Raw genomic sequence first — 20,156 nt, forward strand, 5'->3', positions numbered from 1 at the left:
GAACCCCGGAGGCCCTGATGCGTTCCCCCGTCCTGCCCCTGACCTGGCACCTCGCCAGGTCATCCGGCCGCCGCGGCCTGCACTCCCAGTTGCTCGCGGCTGGTGCCGCCGCCGTCGGCTCGTTCCTCCTGCTGGTGATGATCGCCGCCGCCCTCGGCGCCGGCGCCCGCGCCGACCACACCACCTGGCGCACGCCCGACGCCGTACCGGCGAAGCGGGCGACGGCCGTCCAGGCCACGACCACGACGTACGTCCGCCACGAACCGGTCACCGTCGTCAACCTGGCCCAGCTGCCCGGCCGCGAGCCGACACCCGCGCCCCCCGGACTGACCGGCTTCCCGAAGCAGGGCGAGGTGTACCTCTCCCCGGCCCTGGCCGCGCTGGTGCACCAGCTGCCCGCCAGCCAACTCGCCGCCCGCTTCCCGAAGACGAAGTCCTACGGAACGATCGGCGCCGCCGGCCTCGCCTCCCCGGACGAACTGGTCGCGGTGGTCGGACGGGCCCCCGGCGACCCGGCCGTCTCCAAGACCGCCGGGCAGCAGAGCTACTACGACGACGGGATGACCGAGCGCGCACCGGTCTCCGGGTTCTCCGGCACCAAGGCGAGCGTGTTCACCGCCACCGACCAGGGGACCGTGCTGCTGGGCGTGGTGCTTCTCATCGTTCCGGTGATCGTGCTGGCCTCGGCCGCCGGACGGCTCGGCGCGGCCCGGCGCGAGCAGCGGCTCGCCGCGCTGCGGCTGGCCGGGGCGACCCCGCGGCAGATCCTCGCCATGACCGCCGTCGAGGCGGCGGGAGTCGGTGCCGCCGGTGCCCTCGCGGGCGCGCTCGCCTACACGGCGCTGCTGCCCGCGCTCGCCGAGCTCCCGTACGGCATCGGCGCCTGGGACACCGGCCAGCTGTGGGTGGGACTGCCATGGCTCGCGGCGGTGGTGCTGGCCGTCACCGCGCTGATCACCATCAGCGCGGTGACCATGCTGCGCCAGGTGGCCACCTCGCCCCTGGGTGTGGCCCAGCAGGCCAACCCGCGCCGCACCCGCGCGATCCGCCTGGTGCTGTTCATCGCGGTCCTGGGCTACATCAGTGCGACCGCGGGCAACGGCGGTCAGCTCAAGCCCCGGCAGCTGATCGCCATGCTGATGCTCTTCTACGGCGCGTTCTGGCTGCTGGGTCCCTGGGTCGTGGACCGGCTGGGCCGGATCGTGGGCCGCTGCGCCAACCGCCCGGCCACGCTGCTGGCCGCGCGCCGGCTCAGCGACGATCCGCGTGGGTCCTGGCGGACCGTCAGCGGCCTGGTGCTCGCGGGGTTCGTGGCCGGGTTCTTCTCCGTCAGCACGCTAGGTTTCGAGGGGCCGGGCCACGAGGGCCAGGTGGCTGTGATCACCGCGAACGCCGCCGACGCCCGGCACGCCGCCATCGAGGCCCGCACGGCGCTGCGCCGGGTGGGCGTCACGGCGACCGTCGACGTCACGAGCGAGGACGACTACGACAGCCTGTTGGGCGGTGTCACCGGCGTGATCGCCCATGTCTCCGGCGGCCAGGAGGCGATCGACGCCGCCGTCACCACCCTGACGCCCGTGGGGTCGGGAAGGTATCCGTTCACGCAGGAGTACGTGTCCGCTCCGGACGACACGGTCATCGCCCGCATCGCCACCGTCAGCACCGCCACCCTGGTGCTGAGCTTCCTGGTCGCAGCCGCCTCCGCCGGCCTCACGGCGGCCGCGAACGTTCTCGACCGGCGCCGGGTGTATGGCCTGTTGCGGCTGGCCGGCACCCCGCTGAAAGTGTTGGACCGGTCCCGAATCCGCGAGACGGTCATCCCGCTGGCCGTCCTGGCCGGCGGCACCACCGCGATGGGTGTCTACGGCGCCATGCAGCTCAGCAAGGCGTCCGGCACCACGATCAACACCTCCGGGGGCGTGCAACTGGCGCTCTGCTCGGCCGTCGGCGCACTCACCATGTTCGCCGCGATCGCCGGCAGCAGGTCACTGCTGCGGAGAGTGACGGCAGGCCCGGCACAGACGGCGGACTGAACGCCGTGCCCACGGTCGAACACCCCTCGACGCGTACCCCGATGCGATTCCCGACAGCTGATGTCCCAGCCTGCCCAGTGCAGCCCTCTGGCACGAAACCCCGCACAGCAGTACCGCTGTCGTGCTGGTCCTGTTCCGACCTGACCGCGCACGGGATCACCCACCCCGTCTCCGCATCCGCGGTGCGCCGCCGACTGTGTACGCACTTCAGGCGTTCGGCCAGAACTGTGCGATGTAGCGCTCGACTCCGTGCACCACCGCGTGCTGGGTCTGCGCAGATGCCGCCTCACGGCCGGTGCACACCACTCGCACGGTCCAGACGCCCGGCCCGTCCGACAACTCGATCACCTCTGGCATCGGTCCCGCCGCCATCCCCCTGGCGCGCAACTTGCCCGAAGAACAAACGATGCCGGCCAGAGCTGTCTCGTCCCACTCTCCGGCCGGCACTGCCGGCTCTCCGTCCCAGACCTCCACCGTCAGGGACGCGGTGTGGGTGTGCCCGGCACTGTAGATATCAAGGCGCCCAGGGTGGGCGGTGAGGAACGTGCCGCTCTCGAAACCCTCAGGGAACAGCACAGGAACCTGCGTGTCGTCGAGGTCCTGCAAGGCCCACCCGTTGTAGTCGACATTCACCGGATACTCCTGGCGCCTGATCAGGCTGGCCACGCCACCCACCTCTTGTCGTCGTCTGGTGCGAAGGGCTCCAGCATCGTCGATCTTCGGCGGTGAAATCACTGCGGAAGCAGCCGTTGCACGGCGAGGCGGCCGGTAGCTGCACAGGCAAATCATGGCCTCGGCGCTCGTCTATGGATCGCGGTGTGCGCGACCGTGGTGGTCGGCGGGCCGGCGCGCGTGGTGGGCGCCGGTCGCCGCCGCTGTGTCGGGGTGGCTCCGGTGGCGTGCTGCCAGCGGGTGCGGACGGCGGCGATGCCGGCGAGGGCGCGGCGGGTGCCGACGACGAGCTGGAACGGGGTGTTCGCCGGGTCACCCGCGTACGCCTCGATGCGTCGGCCGGTGTGCTCGGCCGTACCCAAGAGAGAGCGCTGCAGGGCGGGCTCGCCCCAGTGCTCGACGGAACCGGCCGGTTCGGCCGGCATGCGGAGGACCTCGCCTGGTCAGCCGTCCCGAGCCGCTGTAAGCCCAGCTCTTCCCGCAGTGAGCCGAAGCTGAGCGGATCGGGTAGGGCGACGTGTAGGCGGACTCGGGCGACATCGTGTGGCGGAAAAGCGGAGGAAAAAAGATCCCTGCACGCGGCAACCATTCACGGGCCGACGGCCACTGACAGGGCGTAACCCCGTTCCTCCCCCCCCCGTAAGGAAGCCCCGTGGCTGCTCGCTCCCACCGCCGGTCCCTCCGCTCCCGTCGTGCCGCCGTCATCTGCGCGGCCGTCGTGGCCGCAGGCGTCGGCGCTGGTGTTGTCGTGATGAACGCCAACGCCGGGACCGTCGACCTGTACCACCAGACGCTCACCGCGAAGGACGGCTGGGCGTCCTCCGGTACGGGGACCACCGGTGGTACGAAGGCCGACGCCGCCCACACCTTCACCGTCTCCACCCGTGCGCAGCTCGTGAAGGCGCTGGGCTCGGTGTCCGACACCACGCCCCGCATCATCAAGGTCGACGGCATGATCGACGCCAACACCGATGACAGCGGAAAGAAGCTGACCTGCGCCGACTACGCCCGCGGTACCGGCTACTCGCTGCCGGCCTACCTCAAGGCCTACGACCCGGCCATTTACGGCCGCTCCAAGCTGCCCTCCGGCACCCAGGAGACGGCACGCGCCGCCGCCCAGGCCAAGCAGGGCAAGAACATTGTCTTCAGGGTCCCCGCCAACACGACGATTGTCGGCGTCCCGGGCACGAAGGCGGGCCTCACCGGGGCCATGCTCCAAATTCAGAACGTGGACAACGTCATCGTCCGCAACCTGACCTTCGCCGCCACTGAGGACTGCTTCCCCCAGTGGGACCCGACCGACGGCAACGACGGCAACTGGAACTCCAACTACGACTCGGTGTCCCTGCGCGGCGCCACCCACGTGTGGGCGGACCACAACACGTTCACCGACGCGCCGCACTTCGACAGCGCCAACCCGAAGCACTTCGGCCGCGAGTACCAGATCCACGACGGCGCCCTCGACATCACCAAGGGATCCGACCTGGTGACCGTCTCGCGCAACCAGTTCGCCAACCACGACAAGACGATGCTGATCGGCAGCAGCGACACCGACAGCGTCGACAAGCTGCGCGTCTCCATCCACCACAACGTGTGGAAGGGCATCATGCAGCGCGCCCCGCTGGCCCGCATCGGCCAGATCCACATCTACAACAACTACTACGACGTCACGCCCCTCAACGGGTACACGCCGCAGTACAGCATCAACTCCCGTGCCAAGGCTCAGGTCGTCGCGGAGAACAACTACTGGAAGCTGCCGTCCGGCGCGAAGGCCGCCAAGCTCCTCAGCGGTGACGGCACCGGCTCGGTCAAGGGCTCCGGCAACCTCGTCAACGGCACGGTGACCGACCTCGTCGCCGCCTACAACGCCGCCTCGTCCAAGGACCTGAAGACCACGGTCAACTGGGCCCCGACCCTCACGACGGGCCTGGAGGCCTCGGCGAGCAACCTGCCGACGTCGCTGGCGACGACGACGGGGGCGGGCGTGCTCAAGTAGCACCCCTAGACACGCGAGGGCCGGGAGACCACGAGCCCCCGGCCCTCGCGTATCCGTGCCGCGCGGTCCGCCGCGCCACGGACTGTGAGGGGCCCGGGATACGTTTCCGGGCCCCTCACGGCGTCTGCCGGGCAACAGCCCACAGGACGGTTCACGCAGGCCGCATGACCGGCCGGGATGACCTCCTTGCGGGTGTTGCACCCGTCGGTCGCTTTGAGCCCCTGGTTCCCGCGCTTGTAGCGGGTCCGGCTGCAGCCCTGGCAGTGCTCGGCGACGACGAGGATCCGGTCGAACTTGTGGGCGTTCGACCAACTCTCCGCCCGCCCCTTGGGTATCGCCCCGCCTCCATGGGAAATGTCGTAGAGGACGACGCCGTCCCGAGCGAGGAGCACGGACTCACGTCGCTCGTGGCCCAGCGACCGAACGTCACCAACGAGGCGACTTGCCGCGCCTTCGACGGCCCTTCCTCCTTCACCTGGCTCTTGCTTGCGGGCGAAAAAACCAAGGGAGGGCCAAGGAAAAGCAAGGGGGGACAAAACTCTCCCTGCCATGGGTGACGCCTGTGGTGCAAGACTTCCGCGTGATCAGCCGCCCTGTCGAGGCGAGCTGTCACCCAGTTTCCGCGGTGGCGTCGATCTCGTGCCTGGTCTCCCGCTGGTGTACACGACTGATCCGTCCGTGACGCAAAGGCGAAGTTATGTCCTCTGAACTCCCTGATTCTGCTGTTTCTCCACCCTCCGGAGCCGGTGAGTCCACCTCGGGGCCGAGTCGGCGCACCGTCATCGCCACTGGTGTCGCGGTGGGCGGTGTCGTGGTAGCCGGAGGTACGTTCCTGGCCGGGGCCGAGGAGGCGACTGCTACGGGGACGGCACCTTCCAGCCGTGTGTCCCTGACGGTGAACGGCACCCGGCGCACGGTCACGGTCGACAACCGCACCTCGCTGCTGGATCTGCTGCGCGAGCACTTCGAACTGACCGGCTCCAAGAAGGGCTGCAACGCGGGCGCCTGCGGGGCGTGCACGGTCCTGGTCGACGGGCAGCGCGTGAACTCCTGCCTGACGCTCGCGGTGCGCCTGGAGGGCGCCCGGGTCACCACGATCGAGGGCCTGGCCGACGGCGATCAACTGCACCCGCTGCAGCAGGCGTTCGTCGACCAGGACGCCTTCCAGTGCGGCTACTGCACCCCCGGCCAGATCATGTCCGGGGTCGGCTGCATCCAGGAGGGCCACACCGGTTCGCCGGAGGAGATCCGGGAGTGGATGAGCGGCAACATCTGCCGCTGCGGCTGCTACGTGAAAATCGTGCGGGCGGTCGAACAGACCGCCGGCCGGAAGTAAGGAGCCGCTGACATGCATCCCTTCTCCTTCACGAAGGCCGCGAACACCCGTGAGGCCCTCGACGCGGGCCGCCACGGCGGCCGTTACATCGCCGGCGGCACCACCCTCGTCGACCTGATGCGCGAAAGCGTCGAGCGTCCCGACACCCTGGTCGACATCAGTGACCTGCCAATGCGCGACGTCACGGTCACCGAGCGCGGCGGCGTGCGCATCGGCGCGCTGGTGACCATGACCGAGGCCGCCGCCCACCCCAAGGTGCGCTCTCTGTACCCCGTCATCTCCCAGGCGCTGGAACTGAGCGCTTCCGCCCAGCTGCGGAACATGGCCACCATCGGCGGCAACATCATGCAGCGCACCCGCTGCACCTACTTCCGCGACGTCACCGCCGACTGCAACAAGCGCGAGCCCGGCTCGGGTTGCGCCGCACAGGAGGGCTTCAACCGTACGCACGCCATCCTCGGAACCTCCGAGGACTGCGTGGCAACCCACCCCTCCGACGCGGCCGTGGCGTTCGCCGCACTGGAGGCCCGGGTGCATCTGCTGGGACCGGACGGGGAACGCCAGGTCCCCTTCGCCGACTTCCTGCTACGCCCGGGCAACACCCCGAATCGCGAACAGGCCCTGCGGCGGGGGGAGTTGATCACCGCAGTGGAGATTCCCGCGCTTCCGCGCCCGCTGAAGTCCGGCTATCTGAAGGTGCGCGACCGGCAGTCGTACGAGTTCGCCCTGGCGTCGGCGGCCGTGGCGCTGCACGTGCGGGGCGGGGTGATCCGGGAGGCGAAGGTCGCGGCGGGCGGTGTGGGCACCGTGCCGTGGAAGCTGCCCGCCGTGGAACGGCACCTCGTCGGTGAGCGTCCCTCGGAGTCGCTGTGGGCGGCCGCTGCCGAGCGAGCCGCGGACGGCTCCCGTCCCCTCCGGCACAACCGCTTCAAGGTCGAGTTGCTGAAGCGGACCGTGGAACGTCAGCTGCGCGTCGTAGGAGGTAGCAAGTGAGTCCCCAGCCGCAGGCAGCCGTGGGCGCGCCACTGTCGAGGGTGGACGGCCGGCTCAAAGTCACCGGCAAGGCGCTGTACGCCGCCGAGTTCGATGTCGACGGCGCGGTGCATGCGGTCATCGTCGACAGCAGCATCGGCCGCGGCCGCATCACGTCCATCGACGCCGGAGCCGCAGAGAAGCATCCGGGTGTGTTGCGGGTGATCCATCACCGCAACGCGCCGAAGCTGCCGTACCGCGACAACTCCGGGTCCAACAACATGCCCGGGCGCAGGCTGCGGGTGTTCCAGGACGACAAGGTGCTCTTCCACGGCCAGCCGGTCGCCGTGGTCATCGCCACCACCCTGGAGGCCGCCCAGCACGGCGCGAGCCTGGTCAAGGTCCGCTACGACGCGAAGAAACCCTCGACCGACCTGCACGAGGCCGAGCCGGACAAGCCGACGGACTACGCGCGCGGCGACGCGGAAGCGGGCCTGCGCAACGCTCCCGTACGGCTGGACCTGACGTACCAGCTGGGGCGCAACCATCACAACCCGATGGAGCCGCACGCCACCATCGCCCGCTGGGACGGTAACAAGGTGACCGTCTGGGACAAGACTCAGTGGGTGGTGGGCACCCGCGACGAGATCGCCGCCGTGTTCGATCTGCCCGCGGACGCGGTGCGGGTCATCAACCCGTTCGTGGGTGGCGGCTTCGGCAGCGGGCTGCGCTGCTGGCCGCACACGATCGTCGCCGCTCTGGCCGCGCGGGAGACGAAGCGTCCGGTCAAGCTCGTGCTCAGCCGTCGGCAGATGTACTTCGGCACCGGCTTCCGACCCTCCTACGAGTACCGGCTGAGACTGGGCAGCGACCGGCGCGGCCGGCTGTCCGCCGCGATCCACGAGATCGACTCCGAGACCTCCTCGTACGAGACCTTCACCGAGGGGGTCATGGCGCCCGGGCAGATGCTCTACAGCATGCCAAACGTCAGCCAGGCGTACCGGACGGTGCCGCTGGACGTCAACACGCCGATCTGGATGCGCGGACCCGGCTTCGCGTCGGCGTCGTTCGTGATCGAGTCGGCAATGGACGAGCTCGCCCACAGGCTCGGCGTCGACCCGATCGAGCTGCGCCGGCGCAACGAGCCGTCCGAAGACGAGGCGAAGAACCTGCCCTGGTCCACCCGTCGGCTGCGTGAGTGCTACACGGTGGGCGCCCGGGAGTTCGGCTGGGACCGCCGTAACCCCAAGCCCCGTTCGACACGTGACGGAGACTGGCTGATCGGCCTGGGCATGGCCGCGGGCGTGTACGACCCGGGGCGCTTTCCGGCGCAGGCCCAGGCCCGGCTGCACGCCGACGGCACCGCGGTGGTCGATGCGGCCACCACTGACATGGGGCCGGGCACCTACACCTCCCAGACCCAGGTCGCCGCCGACGCGCTCGGGCTGACCATGCGCGCGGTCACCTTCCGGCTCGGCGACTCCCTTTATCCAGCGACCGGGCCGCACGGCGGCTCGTCGACCATGGCCAGTGTCGGCTCCGCCGTCCTCGACGCGTGCAACCAGGTGCGCAGGCAGGCGATCAAGCTGGCCGTCGAGGACCGCGAGTCGCCGCTGTACGGTGTACCGGCCGGCGATGTCGTCGTGCGGGGCGGCCGACTCCATGTGCAGGGCAATGCGGCGCGCGGTGAGACGTACAAGAGCCTGCTGGCCCGCAACAACCGGGCCCACCTCGAAGCACGCGGAAACTACGCCGGGCCGCCGACTCCCGAGCGGGACTCCTACGCCGCCTACAACGCGACCTTCGCCGAGGTCGCCGTCGACGCGACGCTGGGGCTGGTGAGGGTGCGGCGGATGCTCGGCGTCTACGACGCGGGCCGCATCATCAGCCCCAAGCTCGCCGAGAGCCAGGCGTTCGGCGGCATCGTGGGCGGCATCGGCACGGCGCTGCTGGAGCACACGGTCACCGACCACCGTGACGGGCGGATCGTCAACGCCAACCTCGCCGACTACCTAGTGCCCGTGAACGCCGACGTCCCCGAGGTCCGGGCGATCTATCTGGACGGCGAGGACAACTCGGGCAACGCGCTGGGGGTGAAGGGGATCGGCGAGGTCGTCCAGGTGGGTGTGGCAGCGGCGATCGGCAACGCGGTCTTCAACGCCACCGGCCGCCGCATCCGTGAACTGCCCATCACTGCCGAGGCGTTGCTCTGAAACCACCGCCTCCCCAGACGGGTCCGGCAGTCGAACCCCCGTACGGCTGCCGGACCTCCCCGGGCCGCCGCCGCGCACGCGCCCCCGTTGGCGCGGCGGCGGCCCGCCCACCTTCTGCGACAGCGACCGTCTGCTCTGGAGCCTCCCATGCTGAACATCGCGGACACACTGCACCGCTGGTGCCGCGAGGAACGCCCCTTCGCCCTGGCCACCGTCGTCGGCGTCGCCGGCAGCGCACCTCTGCCGATCGCTACGTCGGTGGCTGTGGACGAGGACGGCAACGCCGTCGGCAGCATCTCCGGCGGGTGTGTCGAAGGCGCGGTGTACGACCTGTGCCGACAGGTGCTCCAGGAGCAAGCCGCTCCACAGCGTGCCCGGTTCGGTTACTCCGACGACGACGCCTTCGCCGTGGGCCTGACCTGCGGTGGGGAACTCGACGTCCTTGTCCAGCGCATCGACTCGGCAGCCCAGGCGCATCTCGGCGCGGCGCTCGCCGAGGCGGTCAAGGGCCGGCCCGCCGCCGTCGCCCAGGTCGTGGACGGGCCCGAGGGGTTGCTCGGCGCTACGTTGAGCGTCCTCGGCGACAGTTGGATCGCCGACAGCACGCTCGGCGACGGGCCGACCGGCCGGGCGGTGGCGGACCGGGCCACCGCCCAACTGCGCACCGGGCGCACCGCACGCCTCGCACTCGGCGGAGACGCCGACACCTGCCCCGAGCAGCTCTCCGTCCTCGTCCATGCGGCAGCCACCCGCCCCCGCATGCTGATCTTCGGTGCCGTCGACTTCGCCGCAGCCCTCGCCCAGGCCGGCCGGTTCCTGGGCTATCACGTCACCGTGTGCGACGCCCGCCCCGTCTTCGCCACCGAAGCGCGCTTCCCGCACGCCGACGAGGTGGTCGTCGACTGGCCCCACCGCTACCTGGCACAGACAGCCGTGGACGCCCGTACCGCCGTCTGTGTGCTCACCCACGACGCCAAGTTCGACATCCCCCTGCTGCGGCGGGCACTCGCCCTGCCCGTCGGCTATGTCGGCGCGATGGGCTCCCGGCGCACCCACGAAGAACGCCTTCTCCGTCTGCGCGAAGTCGGCGTCACACAAGAGCAGTTGACCCGCTTGCGATCCCCGATCGGCCTCGACCTCGGCGCCCGCACACCCGAGGAGACGGCGATCTCGATCACCGCAGAGATCATCGCCCACGCCGGCCGAGGGAGTGGCTTGCCCCTGATCGCGGTCAGCGGCCCGATCCACCGCGTTTCCGGGGCGGTGCCAGAGACAGCGCGGCACCGGGAGGGAATGGTCTCGGGAACGTGCTGATCGACACCTACGGCCGGCAGGCCACCGACCTGAGGGTCTCACTGACCGACCGGTGCAATCTGCGCTGCACGTACTGCATGCCCGAGGAGGGCCTGCAGTGGCTCGCCAAGCCCGACCTGCTCACGGACGACGAGATCGTCCGCCTGATCGACATCGCGGTCACCTCCCTGGGCATCAGGGAAGTCCGCTTCACCGGCGGCGAGCCCCTGCTGCGCCCCGGCCTGGTCGGCATCGTGGAGCGCGTCGCGGCCCTTGAGCCCCGCCCCCGGATGTCCCTGACGACCAACGGCATCGGCCTCAAGCGCACCGCAATCGCTCTGAAGGCGGCGGGCCTGGACCGGGTCAACGTCTCCCTGGACACGCTGCGTCCGGGCGTGTTCAAGACCCTCACCCGCCGCGACCGGCACAAGGACGTCATCGAGGGCCTGCACGCCGCCCGCGAGGCGGGCCTGACCCCCGTCAAGGTCAACTCGGTCCTGATGCCGGGCCTGAACGAGGACGAGGCCCCGGACCTGCTGGCCTGGGCCGTCGAGCACGACTACGAACTGCGGTTCATCGAGCAGATGCCCCTGGACGCCCAGCACGGCTGGAAGCGCGACGGCATGATCACGGCAGGCGACATCCTGTCCTCGCTGCGCACCCGCTTCGACCTCACCGAGGAGGGCCCGCAGAAGCGCGGGTCCGCCCCGGCGGAGCGCTGGCTGGTGGACGGCGGCCCGCATCACGTGGGCGTCATCGCCTCGGTCACCCGCCCGTTCTGCGCCGCCTGCAACCGCACCCGGCTCACCGCCGACGGCCAGATACGAACCTGCCTGTTCGCTCGCGAGGAGACCGACCTGCGCGTGGCGCTGCGCTCCGACTCGTCCGACGAGGAGATCGCCCGCATCTGGGGCGAGGCGATGTGGGGCAAGAAGGCGGGCGCGGGCCTGGACGCCCCGACCTTCGTCCAGCCGGTCCGCCCCATGTCCGCGATCGGAGGCTAGGAAAATTCCCTCCCAGGATAAAAGCCTTCCTGGTAGGGCAAATTCCACTGCTCGCCACTGCATTTCCTGAATTCCGCCGGGTGACATGCCCAAAATCCGGAACGGCGAGAATTCTGCCCGACGCCTTCCTTGATCCCAAGCCAATTGATCGGTTTTGGGGACAGGAAAGGGATTCTTTCGTGACGCTGCCCGGCCTGTTCATCCTGCTGGCCGTGCTGCTGTTCGCCGTGGCCGGCTCTCGGCGCGGCTCGCGGCCTCCGTGGCCGTTTTCGCGTTGACCGCGGCGGCCGCCCTGCTCGGCCGCGCAAGCTTTCCCGCACGTGCTCAACCCGTTCCAGGGCGAGCCGGCCGCCGGGGTCGCCGAGCCTTCCGGTGACGACGTGACCGCCACGGCCACACGCGTCGCGCAGCAGAGCACGGTCCGTGGGTTCAGGCCGAGGGGGGAGCTGCTGCCCGCGACCGTCGTCCTGGCGGTGTCGTAGGGGAACCGGAAGTCGTTCCTCGGGGGAAATCACTCGCCGCTCCGTCACGAAGCAGGGAGAAAATCCTCCCCCTCACAGAACGACTGTGCGGTGCAATGCTCTATGGCGTCCCCACCTCGCAGCGGTCGAACATCGCCCTGAAAAGAGAATGCACCCGAATGCCATCCACGACCGACGGCCGACGCCACAAACTGCCCTTCGTTGTCCTGGTGCTGTCCGCCGGGACATTCCTCATGGGCACCACCGAATTCGTCATCGCGGGTCTGCTGCCCGAGATCGCCGATGATCTGAATGTCAGCGTGTCTCACGCGGGCCTGCTGATCACGGCGTTCGCGGCAGGCATGATCGTCGGGGCGCCGGCGATGGCGATCGCGACGCTGCGCCTGCCGCGGCGCTCCACGCTGATCCTCGCGCTTGCCGTCTTCGCCCTGGGCCACCTGGTCGCCGCGCTCAGCTCGTCCTTCGCGCTCGTGCTCACGGCACGTGTGGTGACCGCGCTGGCCACCGGGACCTTCTGGTGCGTCGGCGCCCTCGTGGCCACGACCGCGGCAGGACCGGAAGCGACGTCTCGGGCCCTGGGCATGCTCCTGGGCGGTCTGACCGTGGCCACCGTGGCGGGCGTACCTCTGGGCGCGTGGCTGGGGCAGCTGTCGGGCTGGCGCGGGCCGTTCTGGGTGCTGGCCGCGCTGTCGGCCGGCGCGGCGGCGGTCATCGGCCGCTGCATCCCTGCCGACGAGCGACGCGAAGCACCTTCCGTCCGGGCCGAGTTCGCCGCGCTGCGCGATGTCCGGGTCTGGCTGATACTGACTTCCATGACGCTGCTGATGGGCGGCGTCCTGGCGACGTACACCTACATCTCGCCCCTGCTCACGGAACGGGCCGGCCTTCCCCATGGAGCCGTGCCCGTGGTCCTGACCGGCTACGGCCTGGGCGCCCTGCTGGGCACCACGGTCGGCGGGCGCCTGGGCGATCGCTGCCCCCTGGCCACGCTGATCACTTCCGCCGGCACGACCACGCTGGTCTTGCTGTTGTTGACCTTGTTCTCCCCGAGCCCCGTGGCGGCCGTCATTCTGGTGACACTCATGGGGATGACCGGCTTCGCCGCGACCCCGGTGCTCGGCGCGCTGGCCCTGCGCTTCTCCCGTTCGGCGCCCACCCTGGTCTCCGGCCTCAGCGGCTCGGCGCCCAACGTGGGCATCGCTGTCGGCTCCTGGACGGCGGGCATCGCCTTGGCCTCTCCGCTCGAGCAGGCAGGGCCCCCGCTGGTCGGCTCCGTGGCGGTCGCCCTCACCCTCGTACCGCTGACCGCACTCGTGCTGATGCGCGCCACCCGTTCCGAGACGCCCCCGTCTCAGCCCCGAGCCGCCGCAGACCAGACGATCGGGGGCGGCAGTCAAGGCATCGGCTGACGCGGCGCTCCGCCCGCGCGCGAGCAGCGGGTCATGCTCGCGGACCGACCGAGAGTGTGCGGGATCCGCGCGGCGGAAGCCATCGTCGGTGTGGGTGCGTCACCGGTCAGCGGAGGGGAGAAGAGGGCGTCAGGTGCTGCTCGGCGGCCCAGGAGGCGAGGATGCGCAGCCGTTCGTGGGTGGGGGAGCCGGGGGCGGCGGTCCAGACGGTCAGGTGCTGGTCGGGGTCGGTGTTGGCGGTGAGGGTGTCCCAGTCCAGGACGAGTTCGCCGACGACCGGATGGTTGAGGGTCTTGGTGCCCACGGTGCGCGCCGCGACGCGGTGATCGCCCCACCACTTTGCGAACTGCTTGTCCCGTGTGGACAGTTCACCGACCAGCTCGATGAGACGGGGGTCCTCGGGATACTTCGCCGCCTCCATCCGCACCTGCGCCACGGCGATCCGCGCCGAGCCCTCCCAGTCGGCGTACAGGCCGCGCATCGCCGGATCGGTGAAGATGAGGCGCGGGTAGTTGCGGTGCTTCTCCGGAATGCGGGAGAAGTCGGTGACCAGGGCTGCTGCCAGTGCGTTCCACGCCAGGATGTCGCCGCGTCGGCCCTGCACGATGGCCGGGGTGGCGGTGAGGTCGTCCAGGACTCGTTGGAGCTGGGGCTGTACCTTTTGCCTGCCGTGGCGCCGGGTGCGGGTGGTGGTCTTGCCCGCGAGCTGGAAGAGGTAGCCCCGCTCGTCGTCGTCCAGGTGGAGGACGCGGGCGATGATGTCCAGCACGGGCGCGGACGCCTGCATGCGGCCCTGCTCAAGACGCGTGTAGTAGTCGGTGCTGATCGAGGCGAGCTGGGCGACCTCCTCGCGGCGCAGCCCGGCCACCCGGCGGGGCCCACCCGTCTCCGGCAGTCCGACCGTGCGCGGGCTCAGTTCGGAGCGGCGCTTCTTGAGGAATTCGCCGAGCTCATTGAGAGGAACGTTGCTGGTCATGCTTCCCATCCTGACGAGGCGGGCAGGTTCTGGTCGGCGGCCCAGGAGGCGAGGATGCGCAGCTGATCGTGCGCGGGGGATCCCGGGGCGGCGGTCCAGACCGTCATGTACTGGTCGGGGTCGGTGCCGGCGGTGAGGGTGTCGCAGTCGAGGGTGACCTCGCCCATGACCGGATGAATCAGGGTCTTGGTGCCCACGCTGCGGGCGGCGACGCGGTGGTCGCCCCACCAGTGGGCGAACTGTTTGTCGCGCATGGACAGTTCACCCACCAGCGCGATCAGACGCGGGTCCTCGGGATAGTTCGCCGCTTCCCTCCGCAGCTGCGCCACGGTCACCTGCGCGGCCGTCTCCCAGTCGGCGTACAGGCTGCGCATCGCCGGATCGGTGAAGATGAGCCGCGGGCAATTGCGGTGCTTCTCCGGAAGACGGGAGAAGTCGGTGACCAGAGCAGCCGCAAGCGCGTTCCACGCCAGGATGTCACCGCGCCGCCCCAGGACCATGGCCGGGACTGAATTGAGGTCCTCCAGCACCCGCTGCAGCTGCGGCTGGACCCTCTGCACGCCGCGGCGTCGCGTGCGCACGGTGGTCCTGCCCGCGAGCTGGAACAGGTGGCCGCGCTCGTCGTCGTCCAGGTGGAGGACGCGGGCGATGGTGTCCAGCACGGGAACCGACGCCTGCATACGGCCCTGCTCGAGCCGGGTGTAGTAGTCCGTGCTGATCGAGGCGAGCTGGGCGACCTCCTCACGGCGCAGCCCCTCGACCCGGCGCGGCCGACTGGTCGACGGAAGTCCGACCGTGCGCGGACTCAGCTTTGAGCGGCGCTTCTTGAGGAACTCTCCCAGTTCATTCAGGGTGACATTGCTGGTCATGCTTCCCAGCATTACATCGATCGCACCCGGGGAAGGGGGGAGAATTTTCTCCCTGGATGTTCCTCTCCCTGGATAGATTCCTCCGCTTTTCCCGCCCGCCCTCGCGTGTGAGGCTCGATTTCGAGCAGCCATTCCTGCCTTTGGCTGCGGCTCACCACACTCGTACCGAAGGAAGCAAGCCATCATGCGCGGAGCAGTCATTCACGCCCCCGGCGACGTGCGCTTCGAGGCCCAGGACGACCCGAAGATCAGCCGGCCGACCGACGCGATCATCCGCACGGTCGCCACCTGCGTGTGCGGCTCGGACCTGTGGCCCTACCGCGGCGCGGAGCCGGTGGACGAACCCCGTCCCATGGGACACGAGTACGTCGGCATCGTCGAGGAAGTCGGCAGCCAAGTCACCCACGTCAAGCCTGGCCAGTTCGTCGTCGGGTCGTTCGCCACCTCGGACAACACCTGCGCCAACTGCCGTAACGGCTGGCAGTCCTCCTGTCTGCACCGCGAGTTCATGAGCACCTGCCAGGCCGACTACGTCCGCATCCCCAACGCCCACGGCACCCTCGTCGCCACCGACGAGCACCCCGACGCCGAGATGGTGCCGAGCCTGCTCGCGGTCTCCGACGTGATGGGCACCGGCTGGTACGCCGCCCTCGCCGCCGAGGTCAAGCCCGGCTCCACCGCCGTGGTCGTCGGCGACGGAGCGGTCGGCCTGTGCGGCGTCATAGCGGCCAGGGAACAGGGCGCGGAGCGGATCATCGCCATGTCCCGCCACGAGTCCCGGCAGAAGCTCGCCCTCGTGTTCGGCGCCACCGACATCGTCACCGAACGCGGCGACGAAGGCGTCGCCCGCGTGAAGGAGCTGACCGGCGGCATCGGCGCGGACTCCGTGCTGGAGTGCGTCGGCACCGCCGAGTCCATGCGGCAGGCCCTGCACTCCGCGCGCCCCGGCGGCAACGTGGGCTTCGTCGGCGTCCCGCACGAGGTTTCGGTCGAGGGCCAGGAGCTGTTCTTCTCCCAGGTCGGCCTGCGTGGTGGCCCCGCCCCCGTGCGCCGCTATCTGCCCGACCTGATCGACCGGGTCCTGTCCGGCCGGATCAACCCGGGCAAGGTCTTCGACCTCACCCTGCCCCTGGAGCAGGTCGCCGAGGGCTATAAGGCGATGGACGAGCGCCGCGCCATCAAGGCCCTCCTGAAGCCCTGACCGCAACCCGTCCCGCCATCGGGGCCGGGCATCCCCTGCCCGCCTCTCCCGCAAAAGGACTCATCGTGACCACTTTCGCCCTCATCGGTGCCGGCCCTGGCCTCGGGCTCGCCGCCGCCCGCCGCTTCGGAGCAGTCGGCCACTCCGTCGCTCTCATCGCTCGCAATACTCAGCGCCTGGACAGCCTGACGGCCGAACTAGCCGGCGACGGCATCGAGGCGCGCGCGGCTTTGCCGCCGACGTCCTCGACGTCGAGTCCCTCGACGCAGCCCTGTACGCGGCCGCGAAGGCCCTGGGGCCCATCGAGATCCTCCAGTACAGCCCGGTGCCGCGGGCCGACTTCATGAAGCCGGTCCTGGACACCGGAGCCGACGACCTCGACGCGCCCCTCGCCTTCTCCGTCAAGGGCCCCGTCACCGCGGTGAACGCCGTCCTGCCCGGCATGCGCGACCTCGGGCGCGGCACCCTGCTCTTCGTCAACGGCTCCAGCGCCGTCCGCCCCAACCCCAACGTCGCCGGCACCTCCATCGCCTTCGCCGCCGAAGGCGCCTACGCCCGCATGCTCCACGACGGCCTCGCTGCCGAGAACATCCACGCCGCGCAGCTGATCGTCCCCGGCGCCATCCGGCCTGACGCCGAACACAGCAGCCCCGACGCCCTGGCCCGGCGCCTGTACGACATCCACCAGCAGCGGGACGGCTTCCGCCACTACTCCGAGCCGCTTCCCGACTGAGACCCGGAGCACTGCCATGAACTTTGTTGCCCGCCGCGCCCTGGTCCGCGCCGTCCCGGCAGCCGCTCTCCTGCTGGCCGTGAGCGCCTGTACCAGCGACTCATCCGGAGCCACGCCGCCCTCCGCGTCCTCCTCCCCGGCGTCGGGGCGGCAGGAGGCATCTTCATCCGCCGCACCCAGTGCACAGGCCGACAGGAACACCGCCATGCCCATCCGAGTCACCATCGACGGCCGGCCCGTCGACGCCACTTTGAACGACAGCCCTGCCGCCCGCGACTTCGCCGACCTGCTCCCGCTCACCCTGGATCTGGAGGACTTCCACCAGACGGAGCGGATCGCGGACCTGCCGCGCAGGCTGACGACCTCGGACGCTCCGGACCCCGCCGTGCCCCGCGTCGGTGACCTGGCCTACTACGCACCCTGGGGCAACCTGGCTCTCTACTACCGCGACGGCGACTCCGCCTCCGCCGACCTGCTCATCCTCGGCCACGTCGACGCCGACACCGACCGTCTCGGCACGGCCGACCGCATCACCATCGAAGCCGCCTCCTGACCTTTGGCACCCAGGCGGCCGCTCCTATCCGCTCCGGCGGCCTCCCGTGCCCGTGGCCTGCCCGCATTCCGATTCCGCTCATCCGCCAATCCGCCAATCCGCCAATCCGCCAATCCGCTCAAGGAGAGACCTTCCGTATGCCTTCCGCATCCGGGACCACCCCCGGCAAGCTCCCCTTCGTCGTCTGGGTGCTCGCCGCCGGCACGTTCCTGATGGGCACCACCGAGTTCGTCATCGCCGGACTACTGCCCGAACTGTCCACCGGCCTCGGTGTGAGCACCTCCCAGGCCGGGCTGCTGATCACCGCCTTCGCCGTCGGCATGATCATCGGTGCGCCGACCATGGCCCTGGCCACCCTGCGCCTGCCCCAGCGCCAGACGCTGATCCTGGCCCTGGCCGTCTTCAGCCTCGGTCACGTGGTGGCCGCCCTCAGCACCTCCTTCACCGTCGTCCTCGCCGCCCGCGTCGTCACCGCGCTGGCCACCGGAGCGTTCTGGTCCGTCGGCTTCGTCGTCGCCACCGCCGCCGCGGGCCCGCAGAGGGCCACCCGCGCGACCGGCGTCATGATCGGAGGGCTGACTCTGGCCAACGTCGTCGGCGTGCCCATCGGCTCCTTCGCCGGCCAGTTCGTCGGCTGGCGCGGCCCGTTCTGGGCCCTGGCCACCCTCTCCGCGCTCGCCGCCGTCTTCATCGGCCGCTTCATCCCCACCCGCGAACAGCGCGCGACCGTCTCGCTGCGCGCCGAGTTCGGCGCCCTGCGCCAGGGCCGGCTGTGGCTGGCGTTGAGCGCCGCCATGTTCATCATGGGCGGGGTGCTGGCGACCTACAGCTACGTCACCCCGCTGCTGACCGACCGCGCCGGGATCCCGGCGGGCGCTGTGCCGTTCGTCCTCATCGCCTTCGGCGTCGGCGCCCTGGGCGGCACCACCACCGGTGGCCGTCTGGGTGAGCGTCGTCCGATGGGCACCACCATCACCGCCGCCGCGGCCACCGCCCTGGTCCTGTTCCTTATGATCCCGCTGTCCGCCAACGCGGTCACGGCCACTGTCCTGGTGTCCCTCATGGGCCTGACCGGTTTCGCGGTGAACCCGGTCGTCACGGCGCTCGCCATGCGGTTCGCCGGCGATGCTCCGACCCTCACGTCCGCGCTGACGACCTCCGCCTTCAACGTCGGTGTGGCCGGCGGATCTTTCATCGCGGGTGCGGCCCTGGACTCCTCCCTCGGCGTGACCGGCCCGCCGCTGGTCGGCACGGTCGTCGCCGCCCTCACCCTGGTCCCGCTCATCGCCCTTGCCGTCCGCGGTGCCTCCGGCAAGAGCCGCATCGTGGCTCACCGCGCTGCTGCGGCCCACGCGCCGAGTGACCAACTTGCACGGACGCCGTCGCATCACTGAGCCCGGCCGACGCCGTGTCCCCGCTGCACCGAACGAGAGGATCGACGATGAACCCCACCTACGACTTCAACGGCCAGGTGGCCCTCGTCACCGGGGCTGGCGCCGGCATGGGCCTGGCGACCGCCCGCGCCTTCGCCGAGTCCGGGGCCGCCGTCGCCCTCACCGACATCGACGAAGCAGCCCTCGACGCCGCCGCCAAGGACCTCGTCGGCGCCGGCCACCGGGTCCTCGCCCTCACGTGCGACGTCAGCGACGAGGACCAGGTCGCCGCCGCAGTCGACCGCACGGTGCAGACCTTCGGCCGCCTCGACATGGCCTACAACAACGCCGGCATCCAGATCCCGCCCAGCGACGCCGCCGACGAACCCGCCGAACGCTTCGACCGCGTCAACGCCATCAACCTCCGCGGCGTGTGGGCCTGCATGAAGCACGAGCTGCGCTCCATGCGCGCCCAGGGCAGCGGCGCCATCGTCAACTGCTCCTCCCTCGGCGGCCTGGTCGGGCTCCCGGGCCGGGCCTCCTACCACGCCTCCAAGCACGGAGTCATCGGCCTGACCGCCAGCGCGGCCCTCGAATACGCCCCGCGCGGCATCCGAATCAACGCCGTCTGCCCCGGCACAATCGACACCCCCATGGTCAGCGACATGATCGCCAAGGGGGAGCTCGACCGCGCCGAGGCCGAGGCCAACCAGCCCATCAACCGGCTCGGGACCGCCGAGGAGATCGCCCAGGCCGTTCTGTGGCTGTGCAGCCCCGGAGCGGGCTTCGTCGTCGGCGTCGCCCTCCCCGTCGACGGCGGCTACGTCGCCCGATAAGGACGCGCCACGATGGTCATCGAGCGGCTACCCCACACCGCGCTCCTCCGCACCGCTTTGAAGGCGCCACGAAGAGCCGTCCCCGACCGGTTTATGGAGCACCTCGCCCTGTGGGAGGCCAAGCGCGACGGCAGCCCGGAAACCACCTGGCCGAGTCGGTCACCGACGAACAGTACAACGGCCCGCGCACCCGCGAACTGCCGCA

16 protein-coding genes and 2 pseudogenes are annotated in these 20,156 nt (G+C 70.4%); 14 read left to right on the forward strand and 4 right to left on the reverse strand.

Annotation, left to right across the window (positions count from 1 at the left end; all coding sequences use genetic code 11):
* Nucleotides 1-17: 17 nt before the first annotated feature.
* Nucleotides 18-2,033, forward strand: a complete 2,016-nt coding sequence (locus AB0G20_RS20165) for an FtsX-like permease family protein (RefSeq protein WP_361304179.1) — start codon at nt 18-20, stop codon at nt 2,031-2,033.
* Between the two features lie 207 nt (nt 2,034-2,240).
* On the opposite strand, the gene AB0G20_RS20170 is transcribed toward AB0G20_RS20165, so the two are convergent.
* Nucleotides 2,241-2,699, reverse strand: a complete 459-nt coding sequence (locus tag AB0G20_RS20170; RefSeq protein WP_361304182.1) for a hypothetical protein — start codon at nt 2,697-2,699, stop codon at nt 2,241-2,243.
* Between the two features lie 119 nt (nt 2,700-2,818).
* A pseudogene (locus tag AB0G20_RS20175) lies at nt 2,819-3,157 on the reverse strand (replicative DNA helicase); the annotation flags it as partial.
* Nucleotides 3,158-3,357: 200 nt separating this feature from the next.
* Here AB0G20_RS20175 and AB0G20_RS20180 point away from each other — a divergent pair.
* The 8 genes from AB0G20_RS20180 to AB0G20_RS20215 all read left to right on the forward strand — a co-directional run bounded on the left by AB0G20_RS20180 (nt 3,358) and on the right by AB0G20_RS20215 (nt 13,410).
* Nucleotides 3,358-4,701 carry a polysaccharide lyase family 1 protein gene (locus AB0G20_RS20180; protein ID WP_361304185.1) on the forward strand — a complete coding sequence of 448 codons (1,344 nt, stop codon included), beginning with the start codon at nt 3,358-3,360 and terminating at the stop codon, nt 4,699-4,701.
* 697 nt (nt 4,702-5,398) lie between these two features.
* On the forward strand, nt 5,399-6,037 hold the full coding sequence (locus tag AB0G20_RS20185) for a (2Fe-2S)-binding protein (protein WP_361304188.1): 639 nt from the start codon (nt 5,399-5,401) through the stop codon (nt 6,035-6,037).
* 12 nt (nt 6,038-6,049) lie between these two features.
* On the forward strand, nt 6,050-7,030 hold the full coding sequence (locus AB0G20_RS20190; RefSeq protein WP_361304191.1) for a xanthine dehydrogenase family protein subunit M: 981 nt from the start codon (nt 6,050-6,052) through the stop codon (nt 7,028-7,030).
* The gene (locus AB0G20_RS20195) at nt 7,027-9,222 is read left to right on the forward strand and encodes a xanthine dehydrogenase family protein molybdopterin-binding subunit (RefSeq protein ID WP_361304194.1); all 2,196 of its coding nucleotides are present in this window, start codon (nt 7,027-7,029) and stop codon (nt 9,220-9,222) included. The genes AB0G20_RS20190 and AB0G20_RS20195 overlap by 4 nt, the downstream gene beginning before the upstream one ends.
* A gap of 147 nt (nt 9,223-9,369) precedes the next feature.
* Entirely contained in the window at nt 9,370-10,536 is a 1,167-nt protein-coding gene (locus tag AB0G20_RS20200) for an XdhC/CoxI family protein (protein WP_361304197.1), read from the forward strand.
* Entirely contained in the window at nt 10,530-11,519 is a 990-nt protein-coding gene (gene moaA / locus AB0G20_RS20205; protein ID WP_361304200.1) for a GTP 3',8-cyclase MoaA, read from the forward strand. The genes AB0G20_RS20200 and moaA overlap by 7 nt, the downstream gene beginning before the upstream one ends.
* A gap of 320 nt (nt 11,520-11,839) precedes the next feature.
* Nucleotides 11,840-12,001, forward strand: coding sequence for a hypothetical protein (locus AB0G20_RS20210; protein WP_361304203.1), 162 nt, complete (start codon nt 11,840-11,842; stop codon nt 11,999-12,001).
* A 158-nt stretch (nt 12,002-12,159) separates the two neighbouring features.
* Complete coding sequence (locus AB0G20_RS20215; protein ID WP_361304206.1) at nt 12,160-13,410, forward strand: MFS transporter; 1,251 nt, start codon at nt 12,160-12,162, stop codon at nt 13,408-13,410.
* A gap of 106 nt (nt 13,411-13,516) precedes the next feature.
* On the opposite strand, the gene AB0G20_RS20220 is transcribed toward AB0G20_RS20215, so the two are convergent.
* Both AB0G20_RS20220 and AB0G20_RS20225 read right to left on the reverse strand, forming a co-directional pair.
* Nucleotides 13,517-14,386: a helix-turn-helix transcriptional regulator gene (locus tag AB0G20_RS20220; RefSeq protein ID WP_361304209.1), complete on the reverse strand. Its 870-nt coding sequence runs from the start codon at nt 14,384-14,386 to the stop codon at nt 13,517-13,519.
* Nucleotides 14,383-15,267: a helix-turn-helix domain-containing protein gene (locus AB0G20_RS20225; protein ID WP_361304212.1), complete on the reverse strand. Its 885-nt coding sequence runs from the start codon at nt 15,265-15,267 to the stop codon at nt 14,383-14,385. Before AB0G20_RS20225 ends, AB0G20_RS20220 begins: the two co-directional genes overlap by 4 nt.
* 172 nt (nt 15,268-15,439) lie before the next feature.
* On the opposite strand from AB0G20_RS20225, the gene AB0G20_RS20230 reads away from it, so the two are divergent.
* The 5 genes and pseudogenes from AB0G20_RS20230 to AB0G20_RS20250 all read left to right on the forward strand — a co-directional run bounded on the left by AB0G20_RS20230 (nt 15,440) and on the right by AB0G20_RS20250 (nt 19,951).
* On the forward strand, nt 15,440-16,456 hold the full coding sequence (locus AB0G20_RS20230) for a zinc-dependent alcohol dehydrogenase family protein (RefSeq protein ID WP_361304215.1): 1,017 nt from the start codon (nt 15,440-15,442) through the stop codon (nt 16,454-16,456).
* Between the two features lie 65 nt (nt 16,457-16,521).
* Nucleotides 16,522-17,189, forward strand: a pseudogene (locus AB0G20_RS20235) (SDR family NAD(P)-dependent oxidoreductase).
* A gap of 205 nt (nt 17,190-17,394) precedes the next feature.
* On the forward strand, nt 17,395-17,742 hold the full coding sequence (locus AB0G20_RS20240) for a cyclophilin-like fold protein (protein ID WP_361304218.1): 348 nt from the start codon (nt 17,395-17,397) through the stop codon (nt 17,740-17,742).
* Nucleotides 17,743-17,879: 137 nt separating this feature from the next.
* Nucleotides 17,880-19,136, forward strand: a complete 1,257-nt coding sequence (locus AB0G20_RS20245; RefSeq protein ID WP_361304221.1) for an MFS transporter — start codon at nt 17,880-17,882, stop codon at nt 19,134-19,136.
* A gap of 47 nt (nt 19,137-19,183) precedes the next feature.
* Complete coding sequence (locus AB0G20_RS20250) at nt 19,184-19,951, forward strand: glucose 1-dehydrogenase (protein WP_361304224.1); 768 nt, start codon at nt 19,184-19,186, stop codon at nt 19,949-19,951.
* Nucleotides 19,952-20,156 lie beyond the last annotated feature (205 nt).

It is taken from the genome of Streptomyces sp. NPDC024017 (assembly GCF_040638895.1).
Lineage (GTDB): Bacteria > Actinomycetota > Actinomycetes > Streptomycetales > Streptomycetaceae > Streptomyces.

Coding starts and splice junctions, on each gene's coding strand:
- AB0G20_RS20190 (WP_361304191.1), top strand. CDS start 6,050: ATGCATCCCTTCTCCTTCACGAAGGCCGCGAACACCCGTGAGGCCCTC.
- AB0G20_RS20230 (WP_361304215.1), top strand. CDS start 15,440: ATGCGCGGAGCAGTCATTCACGCCCCCGGCGACGTGCGCTTCGAGGCC.
- AB0G20_RS20200 (WP_361304197.1), top strand. CDS start 9,370: ATGCTGAACATCGCGGACACACTGCACCGCTGGTGCCGCGAGGAACGC.
- AB0G20_RS20215 (WP_361304206.1), top strand. CDS start 12,160: ATGCCATCCACGACCGACGGCCGACGCCACAAACTGCCCTTCGTTGTC.
- AB0G20_RS20220 (WP_361304209.1), bottom strand. CDS start 14,386: ATGACCAGCAACGTTCCTCTCAATGAGCTCGGCGAATTCCTCAAGAAG.
- AB0G20_RS20185 (WP_361304188.1), top strand. CDS start 5,399: ATGTCCTCTGAACTCCCTGATTCTGCTGTTTCTCCACCCTCCGGAGCC.
- AB0G20_RS20165 (WP_361304179.1), top strand. CDS start 18: ATGCGTTCCCCCGTCCTGCCCCTGACCTGGCACCTCGCCAGGTCATCC.
- AB0G20_RS20240 (WP_361304218.1), top strand. CDS start 17,395: ATGCCCATCCGAGTCACCATCGACGGCCGGCCCGTCGACGCCACTTTG.
- AB0G20_RS20225 (WP_361304212.1), bottom strand. CDS start 15,267: ATGCTGGGAAGCATGACCAGCAATGTCACCCTGAATGAACTGGGAGAG.
- AB0G20_RS20245 (WP_361304221.1), top strand. CDS start 17,880: ATGCCTTCCGCATCCGGGACCACCCCCGGCAAGCTCCCCTTCGTCGTC.
- AB0G20_RS20250 (WP_361304224.1), top strand. CDS start 19,184: ATGAACCCCACCTACGACTTCAACGGCCAGGTGGCCCTCGTCACCGGG.